Source organism: Solwaraspora sp. WMMA2101, assembly GCF_049179175.1.
Lineage (GTDB): Bacteria > Actinomycetota > Actinomycetes > Mycobacteriales > Micromonosporaceae > Micromonospora_E.
The window spans coordinates 1-20,520 of record NZ_JBMHMA010000002.1 but is presented as its reverse complement, the minus strand read 5'-3'; the positions used below and the strand labels follow the sequence as shown (position 1 = coordinate 20,520).

16 protein-coding genes and 1 pseudogene are annotated in these 20,520 nt (G+C 74.5%); 8 read left to right on the top strand and 9 right to left on the bottom strand.

The window, feature by feature from the left end:
• Positions 1-1,153: dynamin family protein (locus ACN28F_RS00205; protein ID WP_421356777.1), on the bottom strand; the 1,153-nt coding region annotated here is incomplete at its 3' end.
• Entirely contained in the window at positions 1,150-2,676 is a 1,527-nt protein-coding gene (locus ACN28F_RS00200; protein ID WP_289206192.1) for a dynamin family protein, read from the bottom strand. The genes ACN28F_RS00200 and ACN28F_RS00205, both read right to left, overlap by 4 nt.
• Positions 2,677-2,905: 229 nt before the next feature.
• Between ACN28F_RS00200 and ACN28F_RS00195 the strand changes: the two genes are divergently transcribed.
• Positions 2,906-5,488 (top strand): LuxR C-terminal-related transcriptional regulator, encoded by a 2,583-nt coding sequence (locus tag ACN28F_RS00195; RefSeq protein ID WP_421356761.1) that lies wholly within the window; start codon positions 2,906-2,908, stop codon positions 5,486-5,488.
• Entirely contained in the window at positions 5,485-6,006 is a 522-nt protein-coding gene (locus ACN28F_RS00190; RefSeq protein WP_289206190.1) for a LuxR family transcriptional regulator, read from the top strand. Before ACN28F_RS00195 ends, ACN28F_RS00190 begins: the two co-directional genes overlap by 4 nt.
• Positions 6,007-6,028: 22 nt before the next feature.
• Here ACN28F_RS00190 and ACN28F_RS00185 read toward each other — a convergent pair whose 3' ends face one another.
• The gene (locus ACN28F_RS00185) at positions 6,029-6,862 is read right to left on the bottom strand and encodes a lysophospholipid acyltransferase family protein (protein WP_289206189.1); all 834 of its coding nucleotides are present in this window, start codon (positions 6,860-6,862) and stop codon (positions 6,029-6,031) included.
• Positions 6,863-7,027: 165 nt separating this feature from the next.
• Here ACN28F_RS00185 and ACN28F_RS00180 point away from each other — a divergent pair, with 165 nt between their 5' ends.
• Both ACN28F_RS00180 and cydB read left to right on the top strand, forming a co-directional pair.
• A complete protein-coding gene (locus ACN28F_RS00180) occupies positions 7,028-8,449 on the top strand; it encodes a cytochrome ubiquinol oxidase subunit I (RefSeq protein WP_421356762.1) in 1,422 nt (473 codons plus the stop codon).
• Positions 8,450-8,467: 18 nt separating this feature from the next.
• Positions 8,468-9,466, top strand: coding sequence for a cytochrome d ubiquinol oxidase subunit II (gene cydB, locus ACN28F_RS00175; protein ID WP_289206187.1), 999 nt, complete (start codon positions 8,468-8,470; stop codon positions 9,464-9,466).
• Positions 9,467-9,544: 78 nt separating this feature from the next.
• Here cydB and ACN28F_RS00170 read toward each other — a convergent pair whose 3' ends face one another.
• Together ACN28F_RS00170 and ACN28F_RS00165 are read right to left on the bottom strand one after the other, a co-directional pair.
• Positions 9,545-10,249, bottom strand: a complete 705-nt coding sequence (locus ACN28F_RS00170) for a hypothetical protein (protein WP_289210961.1) — start codon at positions 10,247-10,249, stop codon at positions 9,545-9,547.
• Between the two features lie 88 nt (positions 10,250-10,337).
• Complete coding sequence (locus ACN28F_RS00165; protein WP_421356763.1) at positions 10,338-11,186, bottom strand: patatin-like phospholipase family protein; 849 nt, start codon at positions 11,184-11,186, stop codon at positions 10,338-10,340.
• Between the two features lie 73 nt (positions 11,187-11,259).
• On the opposite strand from ACN28F_RS00165, the gene ACN28F_RS00160 reads away from it, so the two are divergent.
• Both ACN28F_RS00160 and ACN28F_RS00155 read left to right on the top strand, forming a co-directional pair.
• On the top strand, positions 11,260-11,988 hold the full coding sequence (locus ACN28F_RS00160; protein WP_421356776.1) for an SDR family NAD(P)-dependent oxidoreductase: 729 nt from the start codon (positions 11,260-11,262) through the stop codon (positions 11,986-11,988).
• Positions 11,989-12,025: 37 nt separating this feature from the next.
• Positions 12,026-12,604, top strand: coding sequence for an Hsp70 family protein (locus ACN28F_RS00155; RefSeq protein WP_421356778.1), 579 nt, complete (start codon positions 12,026-12,028; stop codon positions 12,602-12,604).
• Positions 12,605-12,630: 26 nt separating this feature from the next.
• Here ACN28F_RS00155 and ACN28F_RS00150 read toward each other — a convergent pair whose 3' ends face one another.
• Positions 12,631-13,854 carry a glycosyltransferase 87 family protein gene (locus ACN28F_RS00150; protein ID WP_421356775.1) on the bottom strand — a complete coding sequence of 408 codons (1,224 nt, stop codon included), beginning with the start codon at positions 13,852-13,854 and terminating at the stop codon, positions 12,631-12,633.
• Positions 13,855-14,065: 211 nt separating this feature from the next.
• On the opposite strand from ACN28F_RS00150, the gene ACN28F_RS00145 reads away from it, so the two are divergent.
• Positions 14,066-14,476: a thiol-disulfide oxidoreductase DCC family protein gene (locus ACN28F_RS00145; RefSeq protein WP_421356774.1), complete on the top strand. Its 411-nt coding sequence runs from the start codon at positions 14,066-14,068 to the stop codon at positions 14,474-14,476.
• A gap of 61 nt (positions 14,477-14,537) precedes the next feature.
• Here ACN28F_RS00145 and ACN28F_RS00140 read toward each other — a convergent pair whose 3' ends face one another.
• The 3 genes from ACN28F_RS00140 to ACN28F_RS00130 are packed head-to-tail and all read right to left on the bottom strand — an operon-like array spanning position 14,538 to position 18,570.
• Positions 14,538-15,182: a hypothetical protein gene (locus tag ACN28F_RS00140; protein WP_421356773.1), complete on the bottom strand. Its 645-nt coding sequence runs from the start codon at positions 15,180-15,182 to the stop codon at positions 14,538-14,540.
• Positions 15,179-17,047: a dynamin family protein gene (locus tag ACN28F_RS00135; protein ID WP_421356772.1), complete on the bottom strand. Its 1,869-nt coding sequence runs from the start codon at positions 17,045-17,047 to the stop codon at positions 15,179-15,181. Before ACN28F_RS00135 ends, ACN28F_RS00140 begins: the two co-directional genes overlap by 4 nt.
• Positions 17,044-18,570 (bottom strand): dynamin family protein, encoded by a 1,527-nt coding sequence (locus ACN28F_RS00130; protein WP_289206192.1) that lies wholly within the window; start codon positions 18,568-18,570, stop codon positions 17,044-17,046. Before ACN28F_RS00130 ends, ACN28F_RS00135 begins: the two co-directional genes overlap by 4 nt.
• A 229-nt stretch (positions 18,571-18,799) precedes the next feature.
• Between ACN28F_RS00130 and ACN28F_RS00125 the strand changes: the two are divergent.
• Positions 18,800-20,520, top strand: a pseudogene (locus ACN28F_RS00125) (LuxR family transcriptional regulator); the annotation flags it as partial.

Here is a 20,520-nt window from a genome sequence, read left to right as displayed (position 1 = left end):
CCGGCAACTGCTTCAACGCCTCACCCCGGGCCGCGTCGATCCGGGCCAGGAACTGCTCCTGCAGCCCACCGACCGCCGTCCGCAGCCGACCGGTGGCCTCCACCCGGGCCCGCTGCGTCTCGGTGTTCAACGCCAACGACCACTGCCGCGACTCGGTCCGTTTCCGGGCCGCCAACCCGGCCCGTTCCTGCTTCGCCCGCTGCACCTCACCCGGGTCCGGGTCACACGCGGCGACCTGCTGCCCGACCGTCAGGTCCAGCCGCACCAGCTCGCTGCGGATCGTCCGCAGCACGTTCGCCTGCGCCAACAGGTGACCGTTGCCGGCGAGCTCGATCAGCGCATGCTGCAGCGGCGCCACCTGGGAGGCGTCGACCAGTTCACCGGCGTCGGCCGCCGGCAGGGTCAACGCCAACTCGGCCAGCCGCGCCGACACCGGGAACCACGCGGCGGCCGCGAACCGGGGCGCGTGCGCCTGCAGCTGGGCCCGGTTGTCGGCCAGGATCGTGCGCCAACCCGGGTAAGCGTCGGTCTTCGTCAACGCGAACACCACCACGTTGACCCGCTTGCTCGCCTCGATCAGGAAATCCAGCTCGGGCCGGGTGAACGGGGTCGAGGCGTCCACCACGAACAGCAGCGCCGCCGCCCGCGACACCGCGTCCAACGCGATCTCGGTGTGCGCCGGGTCCAGCCCACCCGCGCCCGGGGTGTCCACCAGCGACACGTACCGCAGCAGCGGCGCCGGGCAGGTCACCGCGATCCGCCTCGGCGGACGCGCCCCCTGCGGCAGCACCCCCGACACCGTGGCCCAGTCCCGCAGCCGGTCCACCGGCACGTCCACCGCCTCGGCCTCACCCGGCACGAACGCCCGCGCCGCCGTCACCGGCCCGTGGTCGAACTCCAGGTACGCCGACGTCGCCACCGCCGCGTCCACCGGCGACAACCCGGTCACCCCGATCAACGCGTTCACCAGGGAACTCTTGCCACGTTTCGTTTCCCCGACGACCACCACCGACGGCCGGGTCACCTCCCGGCGCCGCTGGGCGTCGATCTCCGCCGCCGCGTCCGGGTCCAGGCCACGCACGAACCCCAGGCACGTGTCGACCGCCCCGGTCAGCAACGTGCCCAACGCCGCCGACCCGGCCCCGCCGCTCACCGGCGCACCGCCCGTACCTGCTGCGACAGCAGATGGAACCCCCGGTGGGCCACCAACGCCACCCGTGACTGCGCCGGTGACGCCCCGGCGACGGCGAACACCCGCCACCGGGTGGCCGCCTCCACCGCCGCCGCCGCCAACTGCTCCACCGACGCCGCCGGCAGTTCCAGCACCCAGCGCGGATCCGCCGACAACGCCAACCGGGTCAACTCCTGCTCCATCGCCTCCGGCAGCTCCACACTGCCCGTGGTCACCTGCTGCGCCACCTCCAGCAGCCGCAGCCGGTGGTACTCCGGCTGGTGCAGCAGCCGCTCGATCGCGTCGCGCAGCGTCTCCCGGTCACCGGGATGCGCCGTGTGGCTGGCCACCTTCTCCAGCGTCGACAACGCCCACCCGGCCTTGATCGCGTCGGTGCGCCACCGGAACGCCTCGTCCACGGTGTGCCGCAGCCGCGGAAACCCCGACGCCGCGTACAACGCCCGCACCAGGTCCCCGGACGCCAACTGCGGCGCCGCCCGCAGCTGCGCCACCGCGAACCCGATCCCGTACAGGTCCAGCAGCGCCAGCAGCCGTTCCCGCTGCGCCCGCGGCACCGGGCAGTCCCGGGACACGAACAGGTCCACCGACGCGGTCAGCACCGTCCACTGCGCCGCCGGCACCTGCGCCAACGTCCGCAACGCCTCACAGTCGGCCGCCGTCAACCGGCCCGCCTCGGTCGTCTCCGCCAGCAACCCGACCGCCGGCACCACGTCCGACACGATCCGACGCAGCACCCGCGTCTGGTCGGCGGCCAGCGGCGCCGCCACCGGCCACGGATCGGCACCACCGGCCACCAACTTGTCGACCTTGTTGAACAACCCGACCGAGTTGATCGGGCTGCTCGACAACCGCGCCGACACCGCCCGGAACGCCTCCAACGCCCGTACGTCGTCGTCACGCACCGACTGGGTGAACACGTACACGATCGCCTCGGCGCCGGAGACCGCCCCGACGGAGTCGTCGTCGATCCCGGCGTCGAACGGCGCCGTCGCCTCACCTGCGTCTGGGGAGTCCGCGCCGGCACCGGCGAACAGGTACCGGCGCGCCGCGTCACTGACCCCGGTGCTGGCCGACGACAGCCCCGGCGTGTCGATCACCGTCAACTCCCGCAGATGGTCACTGGTCAAGGTGACGTCGACGAACGCGATCCGCGCCGTCGGCACCCCCAGCCGCTGCGGGATCATCCCCGTCGGATCCAACGGCAGACTGACCCGTACGCCGTCGCGGCGCACCACGTCCACCCGGTCGGCGGTGCCGTACCGGAACTGGGTGACCACCCGGGTGCACTCACCAACCTCCGTCGGCGCCACCCGCCGCCCGATCAACGCGTTGACCAGCGTCGACTTGCCCGCCTTGAGCCGCCCGGCGATCGCCACCCGCAGCGGCTCGTCCAACCGCCGCCGGACCCGCGCCACCTCACCACCGGTCGGCGCACCCACCCGGGGACCCACCTCGTCACACAACGCCGCGACCCGGCTGCTCAACGGCCCCGCACCCACGGATTGGTCACCGCCCCACAGGGTCGGCGACAATGACGCCACGCCCAACGGTGGTACCCGCTCATCTCGCTGGTCGTCCTCCCGACAGCACGGCACGCGGTGGTGCGCCCACCACCGACATCCACAGTACGAATATCCTCTCCGGCGCAGGATCCCATGTTCGTGCCACCTTCGCCCGGGGAGGGCCACGAGCCGGAAAAGCGGGGGAGGACGGGTGCGGCAACCAGCCGACGGCGCTCACGCCACCGACGTGGCGGCGGCCGCCGCCGCCCGGCTCACCCGCCCCGGCCTCGTCGTCATCACCGGCGTGCCCGGCAGCGGCCGCACCACCACGCTGCGCCGCGTCGCCACGGCGTCGCCCGGCCCGGTCCACCCCGGCGGCGCTCTCACCGCCCTGCGCCACGTCCCCGCGTTCCCCCTCAGCCACGCCCTGCGGGTCCGGCTACCCACCCACGACGTGGCGCTGCTCGCCGAGGCGGTCCGCTCCCGGGTACGCCACGGCCTGCTCGTCCTCGACGACCTGCAGTGGGCCGACCCGGTCACCGTCGCCGCCCTGCCCGCCGTGGCCCGCCACTGCCGGGTCGTCGTCGCCCTGCGCACCCCGCACCCGCTGCCCGCCGCCGCCATCGACCCGCTGCGCGACGGCGACGCCCTGTGGCTGGCGCTCCCGGCGCTGGACCCGACGGCCACCGCCGACCTGATCCGCCGTACCGCCCCCGGCCTGGACCCGGCGACCGTCACCGACCTGGCCCGACGCGCCGGCGGCAACCCGCTGGCCGCCACCGCCCTGGCCCGCCACCGCACCGCCCGCACCTCGCCGCCGCCACCCGACACCACCGACCTCGACCAGGTCGCCTACGCCGTCGCCGCCGCCCTGGCCGACCTCACCCGGCCGGCCCGCACCGCCCTGGCCGCCCTCGGCCTGCTCGGCCGGCCGGCACCCGCCGCCGCTCTCGGCGACGGCGTCGCCGAACTCACCGACGCCGGCCTGGTCACCGCCGCCACCGGCCTGATCACCCCGGTGTCGCCGTACCAGGCCGACGTGGCCGCCGGCCTGCTCGACGCCGCCAGCCGCCGAGCCCTGCACCGACGCCTCGCCGACCTGGTCACCGACCCTCTGGAAGCCGCCCGGCACCTCGCCGCCGCCGGCGACACCGACGCCGCCTACCAGCGGGCCGTGACCGCTGCCGCCGACGCCACCACCGGCGGCGCCCGCGCCGAGGCGCTGCTGTTCGCCTGCGACCAGCCCGCCGCCACCGCCACCGTGCGGCTCGACGCGGCCCGGGCCGCCCTGACCACCGGCCGGCCCCGCCACGCCCTGACCCTGCTCGACGCCGCCGACTCCGACGTCAGCGACGAGGTCGCCGCCCTGCGCGCCGAAGCGCTGCTGCAGGCCGGGGAGCTCGCCGCCGCCCGCGCCACCGCCGCCGCCCTGGCCGCCCGCGTCACCGACCACCCGGCCGCCACGTCGCCGCCCGCCGCGACCGCCGACCGGGTGCTGCTGCTGGCCGACCTCGCCGTCGACCCGACGGCGGCGGCCCGCCGTGCCGCCGCCGTCACCGCCCGCCACGGCGCCACGCCGACCCACGTCGGCCTGCGCGCGGCGCTGGCCGCCGTCGCCGCCGCCGACCGCACCCCCGGCTGGGAACACCGGCTCGCCGGCACCGCCGCCGCGGCGGCCGCCGACGGCGACCTGCTGACCGCCCGGTGGAGCGCCTGGCAGCTGGTCGAGACCCTCACCGGCGACGGCCGGCTCGCCGAGGCCGCGCACGCCGCCACCGCCGCCGCGGCCGCCTGCGCCGCCGACCTGGCCTACAGCTGGCAGACCCGTTTCCTCGCCGCCCGCCTGTGGTGCCTGGCACTGCGCGGTGAACCGTCGGCAGGGGACCAGCCCGGCCCGGTCGGCGACGACCCGCCCGCACCCACCGACACACTGCCCACCGCCACCGACGCGCTGCTGCGCGCCGCCGCCGACCTCACCGACCGCACCCTGCCCGCCACCGCCCACCGCTACGCCACCGCCACGGCGGGCCTGCTCGAAGCCGACGGCGGACTGCTCGCGGCCGCCCGGGCCCGGCTCGCCGCCGCCACCACCGCGACCGCGCCGCCGCCGGGCCTGCTGGACTGGGTCGCCCGGGAAGCGGCCTGGCTCGACGGTCAACCCGACAGAGCCGCCGCGCCTGCCGGCACCGACCCGACCACCGGTGCCGCCGCTGCGCCGAGCGCGTCACCGCTGGTCGACGGACTGCGGCGGATCACCGCCCACTGGGCCGCCCACGACACCCCCACGGTGACACCGCCGCCGGCCGCCGGGACACCACCGACGCTGCCGGCACCGGTAGCGGCGACGCTGGCCGCCTGGTCGACGGCCGACCCGCGCCGGTTCGGCGCCGCCGCCGCCACCTGGCCCGACGTCAGCGTTCGCGAACAGGTCCGCTGCCTGCTCGCCCAGGGCCTGCACGAAGCCGACCCGCACCGCGCGGTGCCCGCCCTGCTCGCCGCGGAACGCATCGCCGCGCGCGCCGGCCTGGTCGTACTGCTGGGCCGCTGCCGACGTGCGCTGCGCCGGCACGCGGTACGCCGCGACGACCGGGGCACCCGCGACGGTGAGCTGCTCACCGGCCGGGAACGTGACGTGCTGCGGCTGGTCGCCCAGGGCGAGCCGACCCGCCGCATCGCCGGCCAACTCGGCATCTCCACCGAAACCGTGGAAACCCACGTCCGGGCCGGGATGCGTAAACTCGGTGCCCGCACCCGCACCGAAGCAGCCGCCCTGGCCATGGAGACCGACCGATGAGCGCACCGCCGCGCTACGTCCTGTCCAGCTCCACCGAGGCGAACGCCGTTCTGCGGCGGCTCGCCCGCGACGGCTGGACCGTCCGGGAAGGCTTCGCGTTGACCGAGGCCGCCTGGGACCTGACCGCCGCCCGACTGGCCCTGCACGGCCGGGTCACCGACGCCGACACCGTGGCCCTGGTGGCGCTGGCCGCCGCCCGGGGTGCCGCCGTCGTCGCGGTGGTCGACCCGGGCGGCGACGTCGGTCGGGCCCTGGTCGACGACCTCGGCCGGCTCGGCCCGGTGCTGCGCCACGGTGACGTCGGCCCGCCGGCGTCACCGGTCGACTCCGTCCTGGTGCCGGAGCAGCGGGCCCTGCTCGACCGGCTCGCCAACGGCGAGACGATCGCCGCGGCCGCCGCCGCCGAGTTCCTGTCGTTGCGGACCGCGAACCGCCGCATCGCGCAGGCCCGCGCGGCGTTCGGGGTCCGCACCACCCGCGAGGCCGTCCTGGCCTACCTGCGGCAACGCTCCCGCTGAACCGGCACCGGGTACGGCGCCGTCAGCCGCCGTCCGGTGCCTGGCCGGCGGCCGGGGCGTCGTCCGCCGCGTCGACCCGGCCCCGGCGGTGTCGCCGACTCACGTCGACCGGTCGGGTCACGTCGACGTGCCGGGGTGCCTGCGGCTCGTCCGGGCGCAACGCCGCCAACTCGTCGGTGAGGGCGTCGATGATCCGTTGGGTCGCGCGTTGCGCGGCGCCCGGCCGCGCCGGGTCGACCCCGGACAGGTCCACCGGGGCGCCGAAGTGGACCCGGACCACCGGGCGGCGCAGCACCGCCCGTAGCACCGCGCGGCCCAGGCCGCGGGGTGCCGCCCACGGCAGCACCTCGTGGGCCCCCCACTGGGCCACCGGCACCACCACCGCGCCGCTGGCCAGCGCGAGCCGCGCGGTACCCGTGCGGCCGCGTTCGGGCCACATCCACGGGTCGAGACCGATGCGCCCTTCCGGGTAGACCAGGACCACCGCGCCGCCAGCGACGGCCGCCACGGCGGCGTCGAGCGCCTGGGCGACGGTGTCGGTGCGCCGGTCGACCCGGATGTGCCCGGCGCGGCGCATCACCGGGCCGACCACCGGGGCCCGGAACAGCCCGCCGGTGGCGAGCACCCGGGGGGCGACCCGCCGCACGCGGCAGGCGGCGGCGAGCGCGACCGGGTCGAACGGGCTGATGTGGTTGGCGGCCAGGATCAGCGGTCCGTGCCGCAGCGCGTCCGGTACGTCGCCGGTGACCCGCAGCCGGGCGAGCAGCCCGACGACGATCCGGGCGGCGACCTGCAGCAGCCGCCACAGCGGCGGCGGCCGCCAGGGCGTCGGGGCAGGGGGAGTGGGGGTGTCCATCAGCGGTCGATCGTCGCACAGTCCGGCCCGCCACGGGCGCCCCGTGCCGACCGTCCCGCGAGGGTCGGGACCGACGGCCCTCTCCCGTCGGGACCACCGCCCCTGGCCCGTTCCACGACAGGCCGTAGTATGTACTACGCCTTGTAGTAACTAGATGGGGGAGCCGTGGACGCGCTCGACATAGCCCGCTGGCAGTTCGGTGTCACCACCGTCTACCACTTCCTGTTCGTCCCACTCACCATCGGCCTCAGCCTGCTCGTCGCCATCCTGCAGACCGCCTGGCACCGCACCGGCGACGACCGCTACCTCAAACTCACCAAGTTCTACGGAAAACTGTTCCTCATCAACTTCGCCATGGGCATCGTCACCGGCATCGTCCAGGAATTCCAGTTCGGCATGAACTGGAGCGACTACTCCCGGTTCGTCGGCGACATCTTCGGCGTACCCCTGGCCATCGAAGCCCTGCTCGCCTTCTTCCTCGAATCCACCTTCCTCGGACTGTGGATCTTCGGCTGGAACCGGCTCCCCAAAGCCCTGCACCTGGCCACCATCTGGCTCGCCTCGTTCGGCAGCATCATCAGCGCCTGGTTCATCCTCGCCGCCAACTCCTGGATGCAGAACCCCGTCGGCTACCGCATCAACCCGGACACCGGCCGCGCCGAACTCACCGACTTCATCGCCGTACTCACCAACAAGGTCACCCTCATCACCTTCCCGCACACCCTCGCCGGCTGCTTCATGGTCGCCGGCGCCCTCGTCCTGGCCGTCGCCCTCTGGCACCTCATCCGCCACCCCGACGGCCCCGACACCCCCGCCTTCCGCACCGCCACCAAGATCGGCGCCTGGACCACCCTGGCCGCCACCGCTGCCGTCATCATCACCGGCGACATCCAAGGCAAGATCATGACCCAGGTCCAGCCCATGAAGATGGCCGCCGCCGAAGGCCTCTACACCACCGAAAGCCCCGCCTCCTTCTCCGTCGTCACCGTCGGCACCCTCGACGGCAGCCGCGAAATCTGGGCCCTCAAGATCCCGTACCTGCTGTCCTGGCTGTCCACCGGCGACCCCACCGGCCAGGTCCAGGGCATCAACGACCTGCAGGCCCAGTACGCCGCCCAGTACGGCCCCGGCAACTACACCCCGATCATCCCCGTCACCTACTGGAGCTTCCGCTTCATGATCGGATTCGGCCTCGCCACCGCCGCCATCGCCCTCTGGGCCCTGTGGACCACCCGCCGCGGCCGCACCCCCACCGGACGCTGGCTGCTGCGCGCCGGCCTCACCCTGCCCGTCCTACCACTACTGGCCAACACCTTCGGCTGGATCTTCACCGAAATGGGCCGCCAACCCTGGATCGTCTTCGGCGAAATGCTCACCCGCGACGGCGTCAGCCGCAGCGTCTCCCTCACCGAAGTCCTCACCTCTTTCACCGCCTTCACCCTCATCTACGCCACCCTCGCCGTCATCGAGGTCAAGCTCCTCATCCGCTACGCCCGAAACGGACTGCCCGACCTCACCGACCCACCCCCACCGGACGACACCGACGACGACACCACCCTCGACCGGCCCCTCGCCGCCACCCACTGACCACCCCGGAGACCCCTCGTGGAACTCACCACCGTCTGGTTTGGGCTCATCGCCGTACTCTTCACCGGATACTTCATCCTCGAAGGCTTCGACTTCGGCGTCGGCATCCTCGCCCGCCTCATCGGCCGCACCGAACCCGAACGACGCGCCGCCATCACCACCATCGGCCCCGTCTGGGACGGCAACGAGGTCTGGCTCATCACCGCCGGCGGCGCCATGTTCGCCGCCTTCCCCGAGTGGTACGCCACCCTGTTCTCCGGCTTCTACCTACCGCTACTGCTCATCCTCATCGCCCTCATCCTGCGCGGCGTCGCCTTCGAATACCGCGACAAACGAGACGAACCCCACTGGCGCCGCCGCTGGGACAACGCCATCTTCATCGGCTCACTGCTACCCGCCGCACTCTGGGGCGTCGCCTTCGCCAACATCGTGCGCGGCGTACCCCTGGACGCCGACCACGAATACACCGGCACCCTGCTCACCCTGCTCAACCCCTACGCCCTGCTCGGCGGCGCCACCACCACCGCCCTGTTCGTCACCCACGGCGCCGTCTTCCTCGCCCTCAAGACCACCGGCGACCTGCGCCACCGCGCCCGCCGCGTCGCCACCTGGACCGGCCTGACCGCTGCCGCGCTCGCCGTCGGATTCCTCACCTGGACCCTCACCATCCGCGCCAACCCCACCGCCGTCGTCCTCGCCGTCACCGCCGCCCTCGCCCTCGTCGCCGGCCTGGCCGCCAACCAGGTACGCCGCGAAGGCTGGGCCTTCACCGGCACCGCCACCGCCATCGGCCTCGCCGTCGCCGCCCTGTTCACCGCCCTGTTCCCGACCGTCCTACCCTCCACCGGCGACCCCGCCGGCACCCTGACCACCACCAACGCCGCCTCCACCACCTACACCCTGACGATCATGACCTGGGTCGCCGCCGCACTCACCCCCGTCGTCCTGCTCTACCAGGGCTGGACCTACTGGGTGTTCCGCCACCGCGTCCACGTCACCGACCAACCCAGCCACTGACTCCACCAGCCACCGACCCGCACACGACGGTGCCCCCGGCGCGACCAACCACCGGGGGCACCACCCACAGGCCCGACGTCAACCCACCTCCGGCAACTCCGCCAACCGCGCCTCCACCTCCGCCAACTCCGCCCGCAACTTCTCCGCCTGCCGCTGCGCCTCGGCCCGCTCCGACGCCAGGATCTGCTCCACCGCCTCATGCACCCCCGGCACATCCACCAACGCCACCATCTTCAACGCCTCCGCCGGCCGGATCACGTACGGCTTCGCCAACGCCTTCGCGCCCTGCGCCGCCGCCACCGTCCACTCACCGTCGGCATACGCCAACGTCACCGTCAACCCGGCCGGCGCCTTCGGCTTCACCGCCTTCGCCGCCCGACGCGCCGGGCGCTGCGCACCCTCGTCCACCGTCGACTCCTCCACCTGCTCCCGCCGCGCCGGCACCACCACCGGCGGCTCACCCAACTTGAACTCCGGCTCCGGCACCACCGGCACCGGGTCGACCACCGGCTCCGCCGCCGGCCGCCGCGCACCCGCACCCCGCGGCGCCACCACCAGATCACCGGGGGAGAACGGCAACTCGTCACGACCGAACCGCACCACCACCCACTCGTCGGACACCGCCGGATCCGCCAGGCCCACCACCTGACCCACCTGCCCGGCGATCTGCCCCGCCGACTCGGTGAACATCACCTTCGGCTTACGCCCAGCAGCCACCGCCTCCCGGATCACCCCCAACTCCTCGTCCGACAACCCACCCGCACCAGCGCCCGCGGCAACCATCAGCACCCTTTCCGTCCGTACACCTGTTTGAGTGCTGCCTTCCTACCAGCCGCCGCCGACACCGCCGACCGCACCCCACCACCCCCGCTCACCCCGACGCGGCACCACCCGACCACACCCGACCCACCTGGCCGGCCGCCGCCGACCCCTGCCGCCACCCCGCCCGCGCCGCACCCGGCCGCCGCGCCGGATCCAGCAACCGCCGCCCGATCACCCGCCTCGCCGCCCGGTCCGGCGACACCACCACCACCTGCCCCGACAACCCCGCCACCTGCCGCGCCACCGGCGCCAACCAGCCCAACCCCCACGTGATCGGCGCCAACACCACCACCGACGCGTACCCCGCCGCCAGATCCGCGTTCGCCGCCGACCGCATCCCACCGTCGATCAACCGCCGCCCACCGACCACCACCGGCGGCCACACCCCCGGCACCGCGCAACTCGCCGACACCGCGTCGACCAGGTCCACCCCCGGCCGTGACCCGTCGAACACCACCAGCTCACCCGTCTCGGCGTCCACCGCCGTCACCCACAACGGCCGCTCCGGCCACGACCACACCGGCAACGCCTCCTCGAACACCGGCCGCCGCGACACCGCCGACCCCGCCGCGAAGGCCGCCGCGTACCGGCCGATCCGCGCCCGCGCCCGCCGCCCGTCCCCGCTGCACACCGCCGCCCACAGCAGACACGACACCGCACCCGGACCCATCCGGTCCGTCGACGGCTCACCGGCCACCAGCTGCCCCGCGTACAGCTGATCCAGATCCGCCCCCGAGCGCAGCTGCGCACCCACCACCGCGCCCGCCGAGGTACCGACCACCAGATCCGCCACGCCCAACTCCACCCCGGCCCGCGCCAACCCGGCCAACACCCCGATCTGCCAGGCCACCCCGGTCACCCCGCCGCTGCCCAGCACCACCGCACGCCTACCCGCCATACCTGTCCTATTGCCCCGCGACGTCGGCGGTAACGTCACCGCCGACGACACACCGCAGGGGAGAGGGGACACCATGGCACCGGTCACCGTGGTCACCGGCGGCAGCCGGGGGATCGGCGCGGCCACCGTACGCCGCCTCGCCGCCGCCGGACACGACCTCGTCATCGGCTACCGGCGCGACGCCGCCGCCGCCCACGCGGTCCGCGACGACGTGCAGGCGGCGGGCCGCCGGGCGGTCACGGTCGCCGTCGACACCACCGATCCGGCGGGGGTCGCCGCGCTGTTCGACGCCGCCGCCGACCTCGGCGCGCTCACCGGCCTGGTCAACAACGCCGGCGTCACCAGCCGGATCGGACCCTTCGTCGACCTCACCGTCGACGACCTGCGCCGGGTCGTGGACGTCAACCTCATCGGGTACGTCCTCTGCGCCCAGCAGGCCGCCCGCCGGATGGGCGCCGGCGGCGCCATCGTCAACGTCTCGTCCGCCGCCGCCACCCTCGGCAGCCCCGGCGAGTACGTCCACTACGCCGCCGTCAAGGCCGCCACCGACGCCCTCACCGTCGGTCTGGCCAAGGAGCTCGGCCCCCGGGGCATCCGGGTCAACGGCGTCGCTCCCGGCACCGTGCACACCGACATCCACACCCTGTCCGGTGAGCCGAACCGACCGGACCGGGTCGCGCCGATGGTGCCGCTGCGCCGGGCCGGGCAGCCGCAGGAGATCGCCGGTGCCGTCGCCTGGCTGCTGGGCGACGAGGCGTCCTACACCACGGGGACGGTGATCCGGGTCGCCGGCGGCCTGTGACCCGGCCGGCGGACCGCCCAGCGGCCAGCGGCAGGCCCTGGCTCACGGCCGATCCGCGAACCGGGCGAGCTGCGTCAGGGACACCCTGTCGCGCACCGCCAGCGCCGACGTGCACCTGCCGGCGCTGGACGTCGCCGCCCACCTCACCCGCGACGAGCTGGAGTCACTGATCCACGGCCACCTTTCCCGGACCGTGGACTGCCTGGCGCGCACCGTCGCCGCCGCCGGCCTGACCCCCGCCGACCTGGTCGGCGTGTTCCTCGTCGGCGGTTCCAGCCGGATTCCGCTGGCAGCGCGGCTGATCCACACCCAACTGGGGGTGGCGCCGACCACGTTGGAGCAACCGGAGACCGTCGTCGCCGACGGCGTACTGCGCACCGGCGGCGCCGCCCGGACCGCGCCCACCGGCTCACCCGCGCCACCGCCGGCGCCGAGGTCACCTGCCGTCGCGCCGGTGCCGTACCAGTCGCCGCTGCCAGCGTCATACCCGGTGCCGGCTGCGTCGGCGGCACCGGCCCGTCCCTGGTACGACGAACACGGCCCCGTCCTGGTGACCGTCCTGGCCGCCCTGGTCGGCGTCGCCGGCGTGGTCCTCGTGGCGCTGCTGCTGGTCTGAGCAGGGCAGGGTCCAGGACCGGGAGGTCACGGTGCGGTCCGGTCCAGCGCGGCGGTGACCGCGCCCGGCTGCCGCGGTGCGGTCCGCTCCCCGGTGCCTGTGGGGCGTCGCGCATCCTGCAGCGGAACGAAACAGGCCACAGCGACAGCCAGCCCGAAACGGAGGTTGCCGGCGACGGCGTCGCCGAGCAGATCGCCACCGACCGAGGTGACCGGGGCAATCATCAGGAAGGCCACCGACACCGACCACGCGATGTTGTATCTCCGGTGAGCGGACACGACGCACAGCGCCGCGAAGACCAACCAGATCTGGTGGTGCGTCCACGACACCGGGGAAACAACGAGACCCGCCGCGCCGACAATGACCGCAGCCGCCAGGTTCCATCCACGTCGGGATGCGCGTACCGCACAATAGAAGGCGATGCCGACTACCAGGAGGCCGAGCCCGCCGACCGCCAGGGTACGGGCGTCGTCGGCTACGTCGAATCTCAGCAGCACCGCGTTGAGCGACTGATTTCCGGTGGTGACGATGTTCCCAATCCGGTCGACACTCCAGATCTCGGTGAACCAGAAACGAATCGACTCGGCGGGCAGAATCAGCCACGCCAAGGCAGTCGATGCCAGAAACGCTGCACTTGCGGTGATCGCCTTCCGCCATTGGCCGGAGACGCACCAGTAGGCGATGAAAATAGCGGGTGTGAGCTTGATGGCCTTGGCGACCCCGGTCGCGACTCCCCGGTAGCGGGCCGGGACGGTGTCCAGGCAGTCAATCAGAACCAGTACGCCCAGGAAGAAGCTGATCTGACCGAAGCGGATGTTACTGGAAACCGGTGCGGACAGAAATAGCAGGAGGCAGACGACGGGTAGGGCGGGCAGCGTGCCCGTGCGGCCGACGACCGCATCACGAAGCAGACATCCCGCGAAGACGACAGCGATCAGCGTGACTGCCGTCCACAGGACCTGGATGATGACTTCCGGGAAGACGGCGATGCTGACGAACAGCAGTCCCGCAAACGGCGGATACGTGAACGGAGCTCCGTCATGGCCGGAGAACCCGTACAGGTCTCCGCCGCGCAACATGAGGCGAACGGCGCCCCAGTAGACGTTGAGGTCGGTGAGACGCTCGCCTGGTGGTCGGAGAAACGCGCCCGCCACCTGGCCTGCGGCGGCGGCGATCACGAACGCCCACACCGCGATCACCGCGACGTCGCGTCGACTGATGGTGCCCCGACGCGCCAGCTGGCTCCGCACTGTGCCCCCGAACGCAGCGGTCCCGACTCGAGTCCGGACCAGACTACGCACGTCCCCGTAGCGCGGTGCGGCGCGGGGCACTGACCGCGAGATCGCGTGGGCCCGTCGCGGGGATTCGGCGCGGCCGGCTGCGGCGTCGCCCCGCCGCCGGTGGTGGGTGATCCGACACAACCGGTGGCACCGGCCGCCGCCGACGCGGGACAATCACCACGTGACCGGCACCGGAGAACCCGAAGGCACGTTCGTCTACGACGGCGACTGCGCGTTCTGCACTATGTGCGTACGGTTCATCGAACGGCGGGTGCCACACAAGGCGACCCTCGTACCGTGGCAGTGGGCCGACCTGCCGGCGCTCGGGCTCACCCGGGAGCAGGGCACGACGGCCGTGCAGTGGGTGCCCGCCGGCACCACCGGCGCGGCCGGTGCCGGGCCGGTGGCGATCGCCGCGCTGCTGCGTACCAGCAACCCGCTGTGGCGGGCCGCCGGCGCCGTTCTCGGTCTGCGTCCGGTGACCGCCCTGGCCTGGCCGGTGTACCGCTGGGTCGCCGCGAACCGGCACCGGCTGCCAGGCGGCACCGCCGCCTGCGCCGTGCCGCGTCCACCGGCGGCGTCGGCCGGCTGAAACCGGCACCGCAGGTCACGGGATCGCCGCCGCGCGGATCGCGTCGGACAGCCGCCCGAGGTCAGCCGTCGGACCAGAACCGGGCCAGCGTGCTGGTCGCCGGATCGTCGGAGGCGATCAGCGTCGCCCACTGCCGCGTACCGCCGTCGTCGTCGGTGCGGCCGGCGTAGCCGGCCACGTCTGCCGGGCCGACCGGTTCACCGCCCGGACCTGTGGCGTCGCCGACGGACCCGCCGCCGATCAGATCGGGATCCGCCCACGGCCAGCCGTCGACCGGGGTCGGCACCCCGGACGGGTCCAGCGGCGGCGGGAACGCCGCCGCCGACCACTCGTCGACACCGGCCGGGGCGTCCGGGTCGGCACCGGGCGGCGGGTCGGCCGGGCCGAACCCGGACTCGGCCGCCGGCGCGGCGCCGAAACCCGCCTCCGCCGGCATCGTGTCGGCGTCGTCGGGGTCCGGCCCGGACAGGTCGCCGCCGTAACTCAACGCACCCGCAGCCCCGCCGCCGTCACCGCCACGACCGTCGTCGACATCGTCGCTGTCGTCGCCGAGCGGCACGTCGTCGGCGGGGCCGAACCCCGACACCGCGTCGGCGGGGCCGAACCCTTCCTGCGGCAACCCGTCGCCACCACCACCCAGGTCGGCGGTGTCGGCGTCGTCACCCGGGAAGTCGTCACCGGGCCAGTCGCCGAAGTCGCTGTTCACCGTGCCACCGCCTCCGCCGCCGGGGCCGTCGGCGCCAACACCCGGGCCCGGGCCAGCACCTCGTCGACCTGCTTCACCCGGGCCCGGATCGTGTCCCGCCGGGCCTGCAACGCCGACCGCCGCCGCGTCCGCTGCGCCTTGTCCCGCGCCGCCGCCGCGTCGATCTCGGCGATGTGCGCGTCCAACTCGGCCAGCCGCCGCTCGATCGCGTCGTCCAACGCCACCGTCAACGCGTACTGCAGGTCGGTGAACCGCTGCGCCAACTCGTCGGTCAACGCCGCCCGCGCCTCACCGAGCACCTCCCGCAGCCACATCCGGGCCTGCTGCCGGTCGGTGGCGACCCGCCGCCGGTACAGGATGAACGCCCCGGCGGCCAACCCCAGCCCGAGACCGGCGACCGGCACCAGCAGCCCACCGCCGACCACCGCGCCGGCGCCCAACGCCGACGCGCCCGCCGCGACGCCCCGCCCGGCCATGAACGCCATCCCACCGGCCGACAACGCGACCATCACGTTGTCGGCGCCGCCGCCGTCACGTCGCGGCCGGCTCGCCAACGTGTGCCGCAACGTGGCGTTGATCCGACCCACCACGAACTGCAACTCGGCCGGCGGGAACACCTGCGCCAGGGTCCGTTCGGCGACCGTCCGGAACCGGGCCTGCAACTCGTGGGAGAACCGCAGTGACACCGCGTGCAACGCCCGGTCCAGCTCGGCCGGCAACTGCTTCAACGCCTCACCCCGGGCCGCGTCGATCCGGGCCAGGAACTGCTCCTGCAGCCCACCGACCGCCGTCCGCAGCCGACCGGTGGCCTCCACCCGGGCCCGCTGCGTCTCGGTGTTCAACGCCAACGACCACTGCCGCGACTCGGTCCGTTTCCGGGCCGCCAACCCGGCCCGTTCCTGCTTCGCCCGCTGCACCTCACCCGGGTCCGGGTCACACGCGGCGACCTGCTGCCCGACCGTCAGGTCCAGCCGCACCAGCTCGCTGCGGATCGTCCGCAGCACGTTCGCCTGCGCCAACAGGTGACCGTTGCCGGCGAGCTCGATCAGCGCATGCTGCAGCGGCGCCACCTGGGAGGCGTCGACCAGTTCACCGGCGTCGGCCGCCGGCAGGGTCAACGCCAACTCGGCCAGCCGCGCCGACACCGGGAACCACGCGGCGGCCGCGAACCGGGGCGCGTGCGCCTGCAGCTGGGCCCGGTTGTCGGCCAGGATCGTGCGCCAACCCGGGTAAGCGTCGGTCTTCGTCAACGCGAACACCACCACGTTGACCCGCTTGCTCGCCTCGATCAGGAAATCCAGCTCGGGCCGGGTGAACGGGGTCGAGGCGTCCACCACGAACAGCAGCGCCGCCGCCCGCGACACCGCGTCCAACGCGATCTCGGTGTGCGCCGGGTCCAGCCCACCCGCGCCCGGGGTGTCCACCAGCGACACGTACCGCAGCAGCGGCGCCGGGCAGGTCACCGCGATCCGCCTCGGCGGACGCGCCCCCTGCGGCAGCACCCCCGACACCGTGGCCCAGTCCCGCAGCCGGTCCACCGGCACGTCCACCGCCTCGGCCTCACCCGGCACGAACGCCCGCGCCGCCGTCACCGGCCCGTGGTCGAACTCCAGGTACGCCGACGTCGCCACCGCCGCGTCCACCGGCGACAACCCGGTCACCCCGATCAACGCGTTCACCAGGGAACTCTTGCCACGTTTCGTTTCCCCGACGACCACCACCGACGGCCGGGTCACCTCCCGGCGCCGCTGGGCGTCGATCTCCGCCGCCGCGTCCGGGTCCAGGCCACGCACGAACCCCAGGCACGTGTCGACCGCCCCGGTCAGCAACGTGCCCAACGCCGCCGACCCGGCCCCGCCGCTCACCGGCGCACCGCCCGTACCTGCTGCGACAGCAGATGGAACCCCCGGTGGGCCACCAACGCCACCCGTGACTGCGCCGGTGACGCCCCGGCGACGGCGAACACCCGCCACCGGGTGGCCGCCTCCACCGCCGCCGCCGCCAACTGCTCCACCGACGCCGCCGGCAGTTCCAGCACCCAGCGCGGATCCGCCGACAACGCCAACCGGGTCAACTCCTGCTCCATCGCCTCCGGCAGCTCCACACTGCCCGTGGTCACCTGCTGCGCCACCTCCAGCAGCCGCAGCCGGTGGTACTCCGGCTGGTGCAGCAGCCGCTCGATCGCGTCGCGCAGCGTCTCCCGGTCACCGGGATGCGCCGTGTGGCTGGCCACCTTCTCCAGCGTCGACAACGCCCACCCGGCCTTGATCGCGTCGGTGCGCCACCGGAACGCCTCGTCCACGGTGTGCCGCAGCCGCGGAAACCCCGACGCCGCGTACAACGCCCGCACCAGGTCCCCGGACGCCAACTGCGGCGCCGCCCGCAGCTGCGCCACCGCGAACCCGATCCCGTACAGGTCCAGCAGCGCCAGCAGCCGTTCCCGCTGCGCCCGCGGCACCGGGCAGTCCCGGGACACGAACAGGTCCACCGACGCGGTCAGCACCGTCCACTGCGCCGCCGGCACCTGCGCCAACGTCCGCAACGCCTCACAGTCGGCCGCCGTCAACCGGCCCGCCTCGGTCGTCTCCGCCAGCAACCCGACCGCCGGCACCACGTCCGACACGATCCGACGCAGCACCCGCGTCTGGTCGGCGGCCAGCGGCGCCGCCACCGGCCACGGATCGGCACCACCGGCCACCAACTTGTCGACCTTGTTGAACAACCCGACCGAGTTGATCGGGCTGCTCGACAACCGCGCCGACACCGCCCGGAACGCCTCCAACGCCCGTACGTCGTCGTCACGCACCGACTGGGTGAACACGTACACGATCGCCTCGGCGCCGGAGACCGCCCCGACGGAGTCGTCGTCGATCCCGGCGTCGAACGGCGCCGTCGCCTCACCTGCGTCTGGGGAGTCCGCGCCGGCACCGGCGAACAGGTACCGGCGCGCCGCGTCACTGACCCCGGTGCTGGCCGACGACAGCCCCGGCGTGTCGATCACCGTCAACTCCCGCAGATGGTCACTGGTCAAGGTGACGTCGACGAACGCGATCCGCGCCGTCGGCACCCCCAGCCGCTGCGGGATCATCCCCGTCGGATCCAACGGCAGACTGACCCGTACGCCGTCGCGGCGCACCACGTCCACCCGGTCGGCGGTGCCGTACCGGAACTGGGTGACCACCCGGGTGCACTCACCAACCTCCGTCGGCGCCACCCGCCGCCCGATCAACGCGTTGACCAGCGTCGACTTGCCCGCCTTGAGCCGCCCGGCGATCGCCACCCGCAGCGGCTCGTCCAACCGCCGCCGGACCCGCGCCACCTCACCACCGGTCGGCGCACCCACCCGGGGACCCACCTCGTCACACAACGCCGCGACCCGGCTGCTCAACGGCCCCGCACCCACGGATTGGTCACCGCCCCACAGGGTCGGCGACAATGACGCCACGCCCAACGGTGGTACCCGCTCATCTCGCTGGTCGTCCTCCCGACAGCACGGCACGCGGTGGTGCGCCCACCACCGACATCCACAGTACGAATATCCTCTCCGGCGCAGGATCCCATGTTCGTGCCACCTTCGCCCGGGGAGGGCCACGAGCCGGAAAAGCGGGGGAGGACGGGTGCGGCAACCAGCCGACGGCGCTCACGCCACCGACGTGGCGGCGGCCGCCGCCGCCCGGCTCACCCGCCCCGGCCTCGTCGTCATCACCGGCGTGCCCGGCAGCGGCCGCACCACCACGCTGCGCCGCGTCGCCACGGCGTCGCCCGGCCCGGTCCACCCCGGCGGCGCTCTCACCGCCCTGCGCCACGTCCCCGCGTTCCCCCTCAGCCACGCCCTGCGGGTCCGGCTACCCACCCACGACGTGGCGCTGCTCGCCGAGGCGGTCCGCTCCCGGGTACGCCACGGCCTGCTCGTCCTCGACGACCTGCAGTGGGCCGACCCGGTCACCGTCGCCGCCCTGCCCGCCGTGGCCCGCCACTGCCGGGTCGTCGTCGCCCTGCGCACCCCGCACCCGCTGCCCGCCGCCGCCATCGACCCGCTGCGCGACGGCGACGCCCTGTGGCTGGCGCTCCCGGCGCTGGACCCGACGGCCACCGCCGACCTGATCCGCCGTACCGCCCCCGGCCTGGACCCGGCGACCGTCACCGACCTGGCCCGACGCGCCGGCGGCAACCCGCTGGCCGCCACCGCCCTGGCCCGCCACCGCACCGCCCGCACCTCGCCGCCGCCACCCGACACCACCGACCTCGACCAGGTCGCCTACGCCGTCGCCGCCGCCCTGGCCGACCTCACCCGGCCGGCCCGCACCGCCCTGGCCGCCCTCGGCCTGCTCGGCCGGCCGGCACCCGCCGCCGCTCTCGGCGACGGCGTCGCCGAACTCACCGACGCCGGCCTGGTCACCGCCGCCACCGGCCTGATCACCCCGGTGTCGCCGTACCAGGCCGACGTGGCCGCCGGCCTGCTCGACGCCGCCAGCCGCCGAGCCCTGCACCGACGCCTCGCCGACCTGGTCACCGACCCTCTGGAAGCCGCCCGGCACCTCGCCGCCGCCGGCGACACCGACGCCGCCTACCAGCGGGCCGTGACCGCTGCCGCCGACGCCACCACCGGCGGCGCCCGCGCCGAGGCGCTGCTGTTCGCCTGCGACCAGCCCGCCGCCACCGCCACCGTGCGGCTCGACGCGGCCCGGGCCGCCCTGACCACCGGCCGGCCCCGCCACGCCCTGACCCTGCTCGACGCCGCCGACTCCGACGTCAGCGACGAGGTCGCCGCCCTGCGCGCCGAAGCGCTGCTGCAGGCCGGGGAGCTCGCCGCCGCCCGCGCCACCGCCGCCGCCCTGGCCGCCCGCGTCACCGACCACCCGGCCGCCACGTCGCCGCCCGCCGCGACCGCCGACCGGGTGCTGCTGCTGGCCGACCTCGCCGTCGACCCGACGGCGGCGGCCCGCCGTGCCGCCGCCGTCACCGCCCGCCACGGCGCCACGCCGACCCACGTCGGCCTGCGCGCGGCGCTGGCCGCCGTCGCCGCCGCCGACCGCACCCCCGGCTGGGAACACCGGCTCGCCGGCACCGCCGCCGCGGCGGCCGCCGACGGCGACCTGCTGACCGCCCGGTGGAGCGCCTGGCAGCTGGTCGAGACCCTCACCGGCGACGGCCGGCTCGCCGAGGCCGCGCACGCCGCCACCGCCGCCGCGGCCGCCTGCGCCGCCGACCTGGCCTACAGCTGGCAGACCCGTTTCCTCGCCGCCCGCCTGTGGTGCCTGGCACTGCGCGGTGAACCGTCGGCAGGGGACCAGCCCGGCCCGGTCGGCGACGACCCGCCCGCACCCACCGACACACT